This is a genomic window from Streptomyces sp. NPDC001714 (assembly GCF_042892755.1).
Classification (GTDB): Bacteria; Actinomycetota; Actinomycetes; order Streptomycetales; family Streptomycetaceae; genus Streptomyces.
This window is the reverse complement of record NZ_JBIAUL010000001.1, coordinates 1-12,596: the sequence shown is the minus strand read 5'-3', so window position 1 is coordinate 12,596 and position 12,596 is coordinate 1. Positions and strand designations below refer to the sequence as shown.

13 protein-coding genes and 1 rRNA gene are annotated in these 12,596 nt (G+C 69.5%); 3 read left to right on the top strand and 11 right to left on the bottom strand.

What is annotated here, in order from left to right; all coding sequences use genetic code 11:
• Positions 1–154: 154 nt before the first annotated feature.
• Positions 155–430: a glutaredoxin family protein gene (locus ACFY0P_RS00070; RefSeq protein WP_167449868.1), complete on the bottom strand. Its 276-nt coding sequence runs from the start codon at positions 428–430 to the stop codon at positions 155–157.
• A 148-nt stretch (positions 431–578) separates the two neighbouring features.
• Here ACFY0P_RS00070 and ACFY0P_RS00065 point away from each other — a divergent pair, with 148 nt between their 5' ends.
• The 3 genes from ACFY0P_RS00065 (at position 579) to ACFY0P_RS00055 (ending at position 4,327) form a co-directional block, all read left to right on the top strand.
• Positions 579–1,502 (top strand): HAD-IB family hydrolase, encoded by a 924-nt coding sequence (locus ACFY0P_RS00065; RefSeq protein WP_351486201.1) that lies wholly within the window; start codon positions 579–581, stop codon positions 1,500–1,502.
• A 499-nt stretch (positions 1,503–2,001) separates the two neighbouring features.
• Positions 2,002–2,841, top strand: coding sequence for an ECF subfamily RNA polymerase sigma factor, BldN family (locus ACFY0P_RS00060; RefSeq protein WP_388905490.1), 840 nt, complete (start codon positions 2,002–2,004; stop codon positions 2,839–2,841).
• Positions 2,842–3,076: 235 nt separating this feature from the next.
• Positions 3,077–4,327, top strand: coding sequence for a DUF5667 domain-containing protein (locus ACFY0P_RS00055; protein WP_388905488.1), 1,251 nt, complete (start codon positions 3,077–3,079; stop codon positions 4,325–4,327).
• Positions 4,328–4,435: 108 nt separating this feature from the next.
• Here the strand turns inward: ACFY0P_RS00055 and ACFY0P_RS00050 are convergent, their stop codons facing one another.
• The 10 genes from ACFY0P_RS00050 to rrf form a co-directional block, all read right to left on the bottom strand.
• Positions 4,436–5,539 carry a lysophospholipid acyltransferase family protein gene (locus ACFY0P_RS00050; protein ID WP_388905486.1) on the bottom strand — a complete coding sequence of 368 codons (1,104 nt, stop codon included), beginning with the start codon at positions 5,537–5,539 and terminating at the stop codon, positions 4,436–4,438.
• A 14-nt stretch (positions 5,540–5,553) separates the two neighbouring features.
• The gene (locus ACFY0P_RS00045; protein WP_388905484.1) at positions 5,554–6,639 is read right to left on the bottom strand and encodes an NAD-dependent epimerase/dehydratase family protein; all 1,086 of its coding nucleotides are present in this window, start codon (positions 6,637–6,639) and stop codon (positions 5,554–5,556) included.
• 170 nt (positions 6,640–6,809) lie between these two features.
• On the bottom strand, positions 6,810–6,908 hold the full coding sequence (locus ACFY0P_RS00040) for a 30S ribosomal protein bS22 (RefSeq protein WP_003948845.1): 99 nt from the start codon (positions 6,906–6,908) through the stop codon (positions 6,810–6,812).
• Between the two features lie 130 nt (positions 6,909–7,038).
• Complete coding sequence (locus ACFY0P_RS00035; RefSeq protein WP_067299677.1) at positions 7,039–7,248, bottom strand: helix-turn-helix domain-containing protein; 210 nt, start codon at positions 7,246–7,248, stop codon at positions 7,039–7,041.
• A 130-nt stretch (positions 7,249–7,378) separates the two neighbouring features.
• Positions 7,379–8,194: a phosphatase gene (locus ACFY0P_RS00030; RefSeq protein ID WP_388905482.1), complete on the bottom strand. Its 816-nt coding sequence runs from the start codon at positions 8,192–8,194 to the stop codon at positions 7,379–7,381.
• Positions 8,195–8,551: 357 nt separating this feature from the next.
• The gene (locus ACFY0P_RS00025) at positions 8,552–9,724 is read right to left on the bottom strand and encodes an acetoin utilization protein AcuC (RefSeq protein ID WP_388905480.1); all 1,173 of its coding nucleotides are present in this window, start codon (positions 9,722–9,724) and stop codon (positions 8,552–8,554) included.
• Entirely contained in the window at positions 9,675–10,892 is a 1,218-nt protein-coding gene (locus ACFY0P_RS00020; RefSeq protein ID WP_388905478.1) for an MFS transporter, read from the bottom strand. The genes ACFY0P_RS00025 and ACFY0P_RS00020 overlap by 50 nt, the downstream gene beginning before the upstream one ends.
• Positions 10,893–10,973: 81 nt before the next feature.
• Positions 10,974–11,705, bottom strand: coding sequence for a VC0807 family protein (locus ACFY0P_RS00015; RefSeq protein WP_388905476.1), 732 nt, complete (start codon positions 11,703–11,705; stop codon positions 10,974–10,976).
• Positions 11,706–11,798: 93 nt separating this feature from the next.
• Entirely contained in the window at positions 11,799–12,443 is a 645-nt protein-coding gene (locus tag ACFY0P_RS00010) for an HAD family hydrolase (RefSeq protein ID WP_388905474.1), read from the bottom strand.
• Between the two features lie 72 nt (positions 12,444–12,515).
• Positions 12,516–12,596: ribosomal RNA gene (gene rrf / locus ACFY0P_RS00005) — 5S ribosomal RNA — on the bottom strand; the annotation flags it as partial.

Genomic DNA, 12,596 nt, shown 5'->3' with positions numbered 1-12,596 from the left:
CGGGGTCACGCGCCCCCGGCGCAGCCGTCCGGAACCGGCGCACAAGCGCCCGCGCTCCCTCTCTGATGGGGGCAAAACGGTACACACTCCTCACGCATCCCGCCCCCGAGACCAAGCCGGCTCGATCCTAAGCGACTTTTCCAGCCGGTTTGGACTAGTCGGTCAGTGCCTTGCGGAGCCGTTCCTCGTTCACGCGCCAGAAGGTGTGCTGTTCGCCGTCGACGAGTACCACCGGGATCTGTTCCCAGTAGAGATCGTGAAGTTGTGAATCCTGGGTGATGTCCTTCTGCTCCCAGGGCACTCCGAGATCGCCACACACCTTCTCGACCACGACCTGTGCGTCATCACACAGATGGCAGCCGGGTTTACGGATGAGGGTGACCGATCGCGCACTCGGCGCGGGCGCCTTCCGGCCAAAGAGGGGACTCATGACGTCCATTGTCCCGCCCCTGGGAGGGCATGTCCGCCGTCTTCTGCACGGGTTCTTCGCCTTGTTTAACGACCCGGTCGCGGAGAGTTCACACCGAGCCAACTCCCGTGACTCCGGAACTCCCGAACAAACTGGCTATGCTCACGACATGGCCGCTCTCGGATGGCTCACTCCCCGTAGGCGCTCCGCCACGGCGCGGAGCGTGTTGGCAGGCGAGGCCTCGGCGGAGGCCGCGCGCAAGAACCAGGAAGCGACGGCACCCCTCGACGAGGCCGCGGAGCCGGACTTCCCGGTGCTCGGCGACGACAAGGCCGCCGCTTTCTTCGACCTGGACAACACCGTCATGCAGGGCGCCGCCATCTTCCACTTCGGCCGCGGCCTGTACAAACGGAAGTTCTTCGAGACCCGCGACCTCGCCAGGTTCGCCTGGCAGCAGGCATGGTTCCGGCTGGCCGGCGTCGAGGACCCCGAGCACATGCAGGACGCCCGCGACTCGGCCCTCTCCATCGTCAAGGGCCACCGCGTCGCCGAGCTCCAGACCATCGGCGAGGAGATCTACGACGAGTACATGGCCGAGCGCATCTGGCCCGGCACCCGCGCCCTCGCCCAGGCCCACCTGGACGCGGGCCAGAAGGTGTGGCTCGTCACAGCGGCCCCGGTGGAGATCGCCGGCGTGATCGCCCGCCGGCTGGGCCTGACGGGTGCGCTGGGCACGGTCGCCGAGTCGGTGGACGGCGTCTACACGGGCAAGCTGGTCGGCGAACCCCTGCACGGCCCCGCCAAGGCGGAGGCGGTGCGCGCCCTGGCCGCCGCCGAGGGCCTCGACCTCTCCCGCTGCGCCGCCTACAGCGACTCCCACAACGACATCCCGATGCTCTCCCTGGTCGGCCACCCCTACGCCATCAACCCGGACACGAAGCTGCGCAAACACGCCCGTGAACTGGACTGGCGCCTGCGCGACTACCGCACGGGGCGCAAGGCGGCGAAGGTGGGCATCCCGGCGGCGGCCGGGGTCGGCGCGGTTGCCGGTGGCACGGCGGCCGCGATCGCGTTGAGCCGACGGCGTCGATAGCCCTTCGGTCCGCGACCGACGGGGCGTCGCCGCAGGACTGCGGGTCAGCTGCCGAGCGCGGGCACGCCGTGGCTGATCGCGCAGTTCCCCGCGCCCCTAAAGGGGCGCTCCTCCCCCCGTTCCTCTCAAGCTGCGGGCAGTCGTGCCGCTGGGCGGCGGCACGGGTGGGCGCTGGGGGGAGGCACCCGGCAAGCGCCGGAGAGCGTCCCCACCCCCGCCCCACCCCGCCGCGCGCCCCGAATTATCGCGCCGTCACCCCAACACGCCCCGCACATCGCCGAAACTCGCACGTTTTCGTTCAACAACCGGTCACTCTAGGGCTCTTGAGGTGGCGCCAAACGGTTACAGAAGCGACGCAATCGACGATTTGAGCAACTCGGTGTAGCAGTGCCTGCACGAAGCGTTATTCTCCTCAGACGCAAACCGGTTCCCCTCCGTCGCTACGACGGGTGAAAGGTTCCGTACTGCACGTGATGGAAGCTCTGCCTCTGGGAGTCCCGTGTACCCACACGTCGGGGTTGACGCCTCGGGCCTGGCTACGCTGCGCGCAACAGTCGCGACGGTCAAAGAGACGCTGCGCGGCCTTGTCCCGACCGCGTACGCCGTCCCCGCCTTCGCCACCGCCGCCCCCGTCGGCCCGTGCTACGCACTGGCCGACGGCATGGAACAGATGCCGGCGCGCAGCGCCGTCGTCGAGGGCCGCCGGTCCGGCGACGGACGGGGCGTGGGCAGACGCGGCCGCACCACCGGCACCGGCGCCACCACCACCCGCCGCCCGGCCGCAGACAGTGACAGCGCCCGGATGATGGACCTCGTGGAGCGCGCCCAGGCCGGCGAGGCCGACGCCTTCGGCCGCCTCTACGACCAGTACAGCGACACCGTGTACCGCTACATCTACTACCGCGTCGGCGGCAAGGCGACCGCCGAGGACCTGACGAGCGAGACGTTCCTGCGTGCGCTCCGAAGGATCGGCACCTTCACCTGGCAGGGCCGCGACTTCGGCGCCTGGCTGGTCACGATCGCCCGCAACCTGGTCGCCGACCACTTCAAGTCGAGCCGCTTCCGCCTGGAGGTCACCACCGGCGAGATGCTCGACGCCAACGAGGTCGAGCGCTCCCCCGAGGACTCCGTCCTGGAGTCCCTCTCCAACGCGGCCCTGCTCGACGCCGTACGGCGCCTCAACCCCCAGCAGCAGGAGTGCGTGACGCTCCGCTTCCTCCAGGGCCTCTCGGTCGCCGAGACCGCCCGCGTGATGGGCAAGAACGAGGGCGCCATCAAGACCCTCCAGTACCGGGCCGTGCGCACCCTCGCCCGGCTCCTTCCGGACGACGCACGCTGAACCGGGCACCCTGGGCGACGTCCAACTCACCGTCCGTTTAACGCGTGTTGACTTTCTCAGCCGATCCCCGGCCGTCCGTAACCCAAGTGCCGAGCCGCTCGTTGTGCGGGATACAGGCTCCCTGTGGTCACGTCCGACCAGACCCCGATCACCCGATCGTGTGGACTGGTCGGGGGCGTGCAACCCTCAGGACCCCCTGGGGAGTCGACCGTCATGACGAGAGGAGGTGCCGCCAGTGATCGCGAACGTATCGGCCCACCGGCGGGCGAACGCCTTCGCCCAGGCTCTGGAGGAGCAGCCCGACCGGGACCCGGCGGCCGAGCCGTCCGGAGGACCCACGGGCGATCCACCGGCCGCCCCGGACCGGGCCGAACGGACCGAGCAGGGCGGGCTGTTGGCCCTGGCGACAGGGCTCACCGCACTGCCCAAGCCGGAGCTCGACCCGGAGGTCAAGGTCGTCCAGCGGGCCCAGCTGGTGGCCGCGATGGAGGCCATGCTGGCGGAGGGCACCCTGGGCGGGGCGGCGGACGCTTCGGTACCCGAACAGCGTGCGTCCCGTGCCAAGGGCGCGCATCGGGCCAGCCCGCTGGGCAAGTTGCGACCGCGTTCCCGGCTCACCAAGGGGCTGGCCGCGGGCGGCCTGAGCGTCGGCGTGGCCGCCGGAGCCTTCGGCGGGGTCGCCGCCGCCAGCTCCGACGCCCTGCCCGGCGACTCCCTGTACGGCCTCAAACGCGGCATCGAGGACTTCAAGCTCAACTATCTGTCCGACGGCGACGACCAGCGCGGCCAGACCTACCTCGACCAGGCCTCGACCAGGCTGATGGAGGCACGCCGGCTGATGGACCGGGGCCGCGGCGGCCACCTCGACCACGAGTCGATCGGCGAGATCCGCCGCACCCTGTCCGGGATGCAGCACGATGTCACCGAGGGCCACCGCCTGCTCCACGAGGCGTACGAGCGCGACCCGAACTCCCTGGGTCCCATCGAGGCCCTGTCCACCTTCGCCCAGTCCCACCGCCAGGCCTGGGGCGCTCTGCGCGAGAAGCTCCCGGTCCAGCTCGGGGACGTCAGCCAGCAGGTGTCGTCGGTCTTCGACGCCATAGACCAAGAGGTCGCCCCGCTGCAGTCCCTGCTCCCCCAGCCGTCCCAGAACACCGGCGGCGGCACCGGCAAGCAGCACTCCGGCACGGCGTCCACCGGCTCCTCCGGCCGCCACCGGTCGACGGCCCCGTCCTCCTCCGGCAGTTCCTCCTCGGGCCACGACACCGGCACCGGCAGCCCCAGCGGCTCGGCCTCCGGCAGCGCCGACAACGGCCTGATCGGCGGCACCACGGGCGGCCTCCTGGACCCGCCGAAGACAGGGGGTTCGGGCAGCACCGCGTCCCCGTCGAAGAGCCCCTCCAGCGCCCCGGACGTCACCCTGCCCCCGCTCCTGCCGGGGCTGCTTCCGGGCCTGGGCATCGACAGCGAGGACACGAGCAACTGACGGAGATGGGGTGCCTCTCAGCCAAGAGGCACCCCATCTCCCTAGGGGCGCGGGGAACTGCGCGACCAGCCCCCACGCACCCGCACGCAACCCTCAACGCATCGCGACTCAGAAAAACACCGACCGCCGCTGCACAAGCAACTTGTACAGCGTGTGCTGGATCTGCTCCCGCACCTGATCCGTCAGGTTGAACATCAGCATCGGATCCTCGGCCGCCTCCGGCGGATAGCCGTCCGTGCGGATCGGCTCCCCGAACTGAATCGTCCACTTCGTCGGCAACGGCACCGCCCCCAGCGGCCCCAGCCACGGAAACGTCGGCGTCAGCGGAAAATACGGGATCCCCAGCACCCGAGCCAGCGTCTTCGCGTTGCCGATCATCGGGTAGATCTCCTCGGCCCCCACGATCGAGCAGGGAATGATCGGCACCCCCTGCCGCAGCGCGGTGGACACGAACCCACCCCGCCCGAACCGCTGGAGCTTGTACCGCTCACCGAACGGTTTCCCGATGCCCTTGAACCCCTCCGGCATCACCCCGACCAGCTCACCCTGGGCCAGCAGCCGTTCGGCGTCCTCCGCGCACGCGAGCGTGTGCCCCAGCTTCCGCGCCAGCTCGTTCACCACCGGCAGCACGAAGACCAGGTCCGCCGCGAGCAGCCTGAGGTGACGATTCGCCGGGTGCCGGTCGTGCACGGCGACCTGCATCATCAGCCCGTCCATCGGCAGCGTCCCGGAGTGGTTGGCGACGATCAGCGCACCACCGTGGGCCGGGATGTTCTCCATGCCCTTCACGTCGACGCGGAAGTACTTCTCGTACACCGGCCGCAGCAGGGACATCAGGACCTGGTCGGTCAGCTCCTCGTCGTACCCGAAGTCGTCGACCTCGTACTCCCCGGTCAGCCGCCGCCGCAGGAACGCGAGTCCGCGTGCGACACGCTGCTCCAGGCCGGCCTCGTCGTGCGGCGGCTGCTTCACGCCCGTATCAGGGTTCTCCCGGGTCACATGTACATCCTCCTGCGCGGGGATCCGCCCGGCGAGAGGCTGGACCTCACGCACCACCGCGGACTCGCGCACGGCCGCAGGCTCGCGCACCACCGCCTGCTCGCCCCCGCCCTTGCGCCGGCTCCCCGCACCCCGGCGCCGGGCGGCCGGCCGCTGCACGGCAGCCCCGCGGGACCGGTCGTCGTCGAACGGAATGACCTTGGCGTCCGCCATCGTTGCTGCGCTCCTCAGTTGGCGCTCTGGGTCGGGTTCTGCGTCGGGGCCCCAGCCGGCGTCTTTCCGCCGCTCAGCGCGGGCAGCGCGGCGATCCGGTCGACGGCGGCGGCCACGGCCTGGGGCGGCAGCAGCCCCGGGGCCTGGACGCGCACGAAGTCCGCGAAGGTCTCCGCCGTCGTGTACTTCGGCCGGAAACCCAGCGTCTCGCGCATCTGGACCGTGTCCACCACCCGGCCGTGCGTCAGCAGCCGGATCTGCTCGGGCGAGAAGTCGCTCATGCCGAGCGTCCGCACCAGGGACCCCGCCCAGGTGACCGCCGGCAGCAGCAGCGGCACGGTGGGCCGCCCCAGCCGCCGCGAGCACTGCGAGAGCAGCAGCACCCCGTCACCCGCGATGTTGAAGGTGCCGCTGTTCAGCGTCCCCCGCTCCGGCTCGCGCGAGGCGATCCGCAGCACGTCGATCACATCGTCCTCGTGCACGAACTGCAGCCGCGGGTCGTAGCCGAGCACGGTGGGCAGCACCGGCAGCGAGAAATAGGAGGCGAGCGGGGTGTCCGCGGTCGGCCCGAGAATGTTGGCGAACCGCAGCACGCACACCGCCACGTCGGGCCGCCTCCTGGCGAACCCCCGCACATACCCCTCCACCTCCACCGTGTCCTTCGCGAACCCCCCGCTGGGCAGGGACTTCGGCGGGGTGGTCTCGGTGAAGACGGCCGGATCCTTCGGCGCGGAGCCGTACACGTTCGTACTGGACTTGATCACCAGCCGCTTGACGTTCGGGGACTTCTGACAGGCGCCGAGCAGCTGCATGGTCCCGATGACATTGGTCTCTTTGACGGTGGCCCGGCTCCCGCTGCCGAGCGGCGTCCCGGTCACGTCCATGTGGACGACGGTGTCCGCGCCGCTCTCGGCCAGCACCCGGGCGATGGTCGGCTGCCGGATGTCGGTCTGGATGAAGTCCGCCCCGCCCAGCTGATGCTCCGGCGGCACCGCGTCCACGGCGACCACCCGATCCACCTCGGGGTCACGCTGAATGCGCCGTACGAACCGGCCTCCGAGTTGACGGGCCACTCCGGTCACGAGCACGACCTTCCCCAAGATCAGCGCCTTTCTTCCGTGTTCCCGTATGCGGGCCAACTTAGCGGGTTGATGTTGCGCTGGCATGACCCCCAGCAGGCCACGACAGGCCGCAACGGCCGGAAAATGCAGTGGCCCCCCACCGTACTGGTGGGGGGCCACACACAAGCTCTCGCGGCTCGGCGCCGTAATTACTTCTTGTTACGACGCTGAACACGCGTGCGCTTGAGCAGCTTGCGGTGCTTCTTCTTGGCCATCCGCTTGCGCCGCTTCTTGATAACAGAGCCCACGACTACCCTCGCTCACTTCTCATCACTCGGTGCTGGGCATCATGGGCCCATACGACCTACGAGGGGCTAGCCTACCCGCCCGAGCGCTGAGCTCGTAATCGAGGTGCTCCGGGTTATCCCGAAACCGTCGTCAGGCGGTCTCCACCCCCACATAGCTCTCGCGAAGGTACTCGTGTACCGCTTGCTCGGGGACGCGGAAGGACCGCCCCACCCGGATCGCGGGCAGATGACCGCTGTGCACCAGTCGGTACACGGTCATCTTCGACACTCGCATCACCGCGGCGACCTCCGCCACGGTCAGGAACACGACCTCGTTCAGAGGCCTCTCGCCAGCTGCCATGACACACCTGAACCTTCCGCACTCGACGGGCCACCGGCTTCCCCTTCCGGTGACTCTTCGTCGTTGCGTGCTCACTCCCCAATGTAGGGGCGGGTGATGCGAGTGGGGAAGAGGTGCACCCATCGGCGGCCTACTGTGACAGACACGCTCGATTGAGTACGTAGCGGGTAAGCGGCGTGTAGTAATCAGACCGCACGCCGTCATCAACCGGAACGGCGACGGACACCACCCCCTCGACCTCCCCCACAAAGGGCGCAGGGTCATCCGTATCCGCCAACCCAATGGCCTCAAACCCCAGCTGACCTGCACCGCAGACCCAGCCGTGGTCCCCGACCACCAACTCGGGCAACGGCCCGCCGCCGCTGGCCGCCGCGTCCAGCGCCACCCGAACCGGCAGCGGCGAATGCGTGTGCGCACCCGGCGCACAACCGGGGCGTTCACGGCCCACTTCTCTCATGAACCCGACACCTCGTACGTAATCGAGCTTGCACGTACGTAGACCGAACCGGGTCGTTATGTCGACACAGTGACCCTGCGCGGGGGTGAGAACCTCACACCCCACCGCCGACAGCGCGTCCGCGAGACCTGCGTAGAACCCGATCAGCCGGTGCGGATGCCCGGTCCCGAACAACACGGGAGCCCGCCGCCGGGCAACGGCCCCCACCCGCTCGGCGAACGCATCGAGGCCGGCGACCGTCAAGTCAGGATCGATCACATCATGCCCTGAAACACACCGAGGGTCGTCCGAAACCCCACACTTGGCAGCCATCAACCGAACCAACTCCGCCTCTCCCCACCCCCCTTGCGGATCAATCCCGATCAACGCCCGAGGATCCCGAGCAGCGAACAGCCGATAACTCCGAAGACTCCGCTCCCGCGAGGTCCCCACCACCCCCGCCAGCCCAGCAGCCACCAGATACGCCCGAAGCCCACCACCACTCACCACACCAGAAATGCTGACGGCCCCCACCCCCACCCGACCCCCAGAACAGACAAACACCGCACAGTCGGCGTAACGCACCCCAGGGCGACGGCGAGGACGAGAGACGGCCCGCACCCCCACCTTTCAGCCCGCCTGGCGCTTGGGGACGAGAAACCGTCGGCACCCCCACTCTCCAGCCCGTCCGGCGTTTGAGGACAAGACACGGCCCGCACCCCCACTCTCCAGCCCGTCCGGCGTTTGAGGACGAGGCCGTTCAGGCCGAAGCGGGGGTCCGGGGGCGGCAGCCCCCGAACCGGGCGGTCGAAGGGGGCCCACCCCCTGGAGGATGGGACGGGTAGGGGCGGCGGGGGCGAGAAACCCCTACGCCAGCAACCCCCGCAGCGGAAACACGGCCCGCCGCGTCGCCAGCACGGCCTGATCCAAGCGATCAGCGGGGTCGTACCCCGCCTCCCACCCCACCCACCCCACCGGCCACCGCCCATCCGTCATCCGCCCAGGCCCCAACTGCCGAGTCCGAGCAAACACTTCCTGCCGCCACCCCTCCGGCACCAGCGCCTCAGGCGCAACCTCCCGCCCCGCGGCAACCCCCACCAGATGCGTCCACGACCGAGGCACGACATCCACCACCTCGTAACCGCCCCCACCCAACGCGACCCACTTCCCCCCGGCGTACTCGTGCGCCAGCTCATGACACGCCACCTGCACCGCCCGCTGCGCATCCAGCGACACCGCCAGATGAGCCAGCGGATCCTCGAAATGCGTGTCGGCCCCGTGCTGCGTCACCAGCACCTGCGGCCGAAAGTCCGCGACCAGCTCCGGCACGACAGCGTGAAACGCCCGCACCCACCCCGCGTCCGCGGTCCCCGCCGGCAACGCCACGTTCACCGCGGAGCCCTCCCCCGCACCCGCCCCGACCTCCTCCGGCCACCCGGTCTGCGGGAACAACGTACGGGGATGCTCGTGCAGCGAGATCGTCAGCACCCGCGGATCCTCCCAGAACGCGGCCTGCACCCCGTCCCCGTGATGCACGTCCACATCCACATAGGCGACCCGCTCGGCGCCCAGCTCCAGCAACCGCGCGATGGCGAGCGAAGCATCGTTGTAGATGCAGAACCCCGACGCCGCCCCCGGCATCGCGTGGTGCAGCCCACCCGCGAAGTTCACGGCGTGGTCGGCTTCCCCCCGCCACACCGCCTCGGCGGCCCCCACCGACTGTCCGGCGATCAGCGCCGACACCTCGTGCATCCCGGCGAAGGCGGGATCGTCCACGGTACCCAGCCCGTACGACTGGTCGGCCGCCGCCGGATCCGCCGAAGCCGCCTTCACGGCCTCGATGTAGTCCTCCCGGTGCACCAGCCGCAGCGTCGACTCCCCGGCCGGCTTCGCCGCCACCACGTCCACCGCCCGGTCGAGCCCGAAGGCACCGACCAGACTCCGGGTCAACGCCAGCCGGACCGGATCCATCGGATGACCCGGACCGAAGTCATAGCCCGTTACTGCCTCGTCCCACATCAGCTGTGCGCGGCCGCTCATGCCCGCCACCGTATCGGTCCGACCTGGTCGCGAACGAACGGGCGTACACCAACGTCACCAGCACCAACACCATCGGCACCAGCATCGCCCCGCGATAGCTCCACGCATCGCCGAGTGCCCCCACCAACGGCGAACCGATCAAGAACCCGACGTAGTTGAAAATGTTCAGCCGAGCGATGGCCGCATCCGAAGCCCCCGGAAACAGCCTCCCCGCCGCCGCGAAGGTCTGCGGAACCAGCACGCACAACCCGAGCCCCAGCAGAGTGAACCCGACCATGCCGACCCACGCCCCCGGCGCACCCGCCACCACCGCGAACCCGGCGGCCGCCACCACCGCCCCCAGCCGTACGACGGGCACGGCACCGAACCGCCGTACCCCGAAGTCGCCGATGCCCCGCCCGAGCAGCGTGGTCACCATGTACACGTTGTACGGCACGGTGGCGAGCTGCTCACTGCTGCCCAGCACGTCCTTGAGGTACTTCGCACTCCAGTTGGAGACGGTCGAGTCCCCGATGTAGGCGAAGGTCATCACCAGGCACAACGGCAGCAGCACCTTGAAGACGACACCCCCCGCGCCCCCACCGGCTGCCTCCTCCTCCACGGGCGCGGGATCACCGTCCACATACCACCGGCTCCCCACCAGCGCGGCCGGCAGCAGCACCGCGACGACCGGCAGGTACGACACCCACAGCGCGAGATGCCAGTGCGCCCCCACCCAGGCCAGCGAGGCCCCGAGGATCCCGCCCAGGCTGTACGCGGCATGGAAGCTGAGCATGATGCTCCGCCCGTACGTCCGCTGCAGGCTCACCCCGAGCATGTTCATCGAGGCGTCCAGCGCACCGACGGCCAGCCCGAACGCGGCCAGCGCCACCGCCAGCTCGGCCATCACCCCGCCGGACCCGACCCCGAGCAGCGCCAGCATCACCACGGGCTGGGACCAGCGCAGCAACTGACTGGGCCGTATGCGCTTCACCAACTGCTCGGTGGTGACGCTGCCGACGCCGGCCAGGATGGGCACGGCCGCCAGAAAGGCCGGCAGCAGCGCGTCGGAGACGCCGTACCGGTCCTGGATGGCGGGGATGCGCGTCACCAGCAACGCGAAGGTGGCACCCTGAGTGAAGAAGCTGAACGCCAGCGAGGCCCTACCGCGCCGCAGCACATCTGTCATGGCGGCGAGCGTAGGGCCCCGGCGTACTCGTGGGTAGATCCGGCCAAAGATGAATTTCCTTCAGCTTTACCTTCCGGCCGCTCAGGCGGCGACCGCGAGCTCCTGTTCCTGCCTCTGCCCGGCCTCCTGGCGCTTCACCTCGTCGGTGATCAGGCACGCCATCGGCTCGGCGGCCGCCCCACCACAGAGCACCATCCCGAGGCCGATCGCGACGACCAGGAGGAGCGAGCTCAGCCAGACCATGGTGGCCACGGGGATCGTGTAGGCGCCGACGACCCGGGCGACGCACTCCACCACCAGCACCAGACCCCAGATCACGGAGAAGACCCGCTCCTTGCGCAGGAACTCCGCCGACCGGACCGCGGTCCCGGACGCCAGCCGCTCCCAGGCGGCCTCCCGGGCAGCGTCCCCCTTGAGGAGGAAGGGCTTGAGCCCCGCCGTCATCATCGGCCTGCCCAGCGCCACCGACACCAGGATCCCGATCCCGACGGTGCTGCTGACCGCGCCGTCCTTGGCGAGCATCAGCCGCGGGTCGCCGGAGACGAAGCTGAGCGCCAGCCCGACCACGTTCACGACCAGGATCAGCGCCGCGAGTCCGTTGACCTGGCGCTCCTTCACCACACTCCAGACCGTCCGCACGGCCGGCACCACACTGCTCCAGGCGAGCGCCGCGAAGGTGCTCATCCCGAAGGCCCCCTTGAAGAAGTAGTACGACCCGAGAGGCACCGCCACGTCCACGATCAACGGCCGGAGGTTGTCCAGCACGCTGGGCTGCTGCTTGCTCTGGGACCCGGTGTTCGTCGTCTTCGTCATGCCCTCAGCCTCTCGTCCGGCCGGGGTCCCCCAGTAGAAACGAACGTCCGGAGCTCGGCATGACAATTGTCAGCGCCGCCGTCATGCCCCCGGTCATTCCAGCAGGTCAGCCAACTGCCCCATGTCGGTGAATAGTTGAGTGGCGCCCTGCAACCGCTCGGCCGACGTCATGGCGGTGAACCCGTACACGTCCATCCCGGCCGCCACCGCCGCCCGCACCCCGAGCGGGCTGTCCTCCACCACGGCACACCGCCCCGGCGCGACCCCCATCCGCTCGGCCGCGTACAGAAACAGGTCCGGCGCCGGCTTCCCCCGCCCCACATCCTGGGAACTGAAGATCCGTGACTCGTCGAACCACCGGTCGAGCCCGGTCGTCCGATGCCCGACCCGGATCCGCTCATGGCTCCCCGACGACGCCACGCAGTACGGCACCCCGTCCGCCGCCAACTGTTCCAGCACCTGCGCCACCCCTGCCACGGGCTTCAACTCCTCCTCGAAGGCGGCGAACACCCGCGCATGGAAGACATCGTCGAAGTCATCCGGCAGTCGCTGCCCCGTGCGCTCCTGGACGAGGTCGTGGACCCGGTGCATGGCGGATCCCATGTAGTCCCGTATGGAGTCCTCGTAGGAGGTCGGGTGCCCCAACTCGGTGAGGTAGGCGGCCAGGAGCCGGTTGGAGATGGGCTCACTGTCGACGAGGACGCCGTCGTTGTCGAAGATAACCAGGTCGTAGCGCATGCCCCGAGCCTAAACGAACCCATAAACGCAGAAAGGCCCACGCCATGACGGCGTGGGCCTTTCTCAATATTTGTTCGGCGGTGTCCTACTCTCCCACAGGGTCCCCCCTGCAGTACCATCGGCGCTGTGAGGCTTAGCTTCCGGGTTCGGAAT

What these genes read in the sequence shown, in the direction of transcription:
- ACFY0P_RS00035 (WP_067299677.1), bottom strand. Translation starts at nt 7,248, where the DNA reads ATGGCAGCTGGCGAGAGGCCTCTGAACGAGGTCGTGTTCCTGACCGTG.
- ACFY0P_RS00050 (WP_388905486.1), bottom strand. Translation starts at nt 5,539, where the DNA reads ATGGCGGACGCCAAGGTCATTCCGTTCGACGACGACCGGTCCCGCGGG.
- ACFY0P_RS00020 (WP_388905478.1), bottom strand. Translation starts at nt 10,892, where the DNA reads ATGACAGATGTGCTGCGGCGCGGTAGGGCCTCGCTGGCGTTCAGCTTC.
- ACFY0P_RS00010 (WP_388905474.1), bottom strand. Translation starts at nt 12,443, where the DNA reads ATGCGCTACGACCTGGTTATCTTCGACAACGACGGCGTCCTCGTCGAC.
- ACFY0P_RS00070 (WP_167449868.1), bottom strand. Translation starts at nt 430, where the DNA reads ATGAGTCCCCTCTTTGGCCGGAAGGCGCCCGCGCCGAGTGCGCGATCG.
- ACFY0P_RS00025 (WP_388905480.1), bottom strand. Translation starts at nt 9,724, where the DNA reads ATGAGCGGCCGCGCACAGCTGATGTGGGACGAGGCAGTAACGGGCTAT.
- ACFY0P_RS00065 (WP_351486201.1), top strand. Translation starts at nt 579, where the DNA reads ATGGCCGCTCTCGGATGGCTCACTCCCCGTAGGCGCTCCGCCACGGCG.
- ACFY0P_RS00015 (WP_388905476.1), bottom strand. Translation starts at nt 11,705, where the DNA reads ATGACGAAGACGACGAACACCGGGTCCCAGAGCAAGCAGCAGCCCAGC.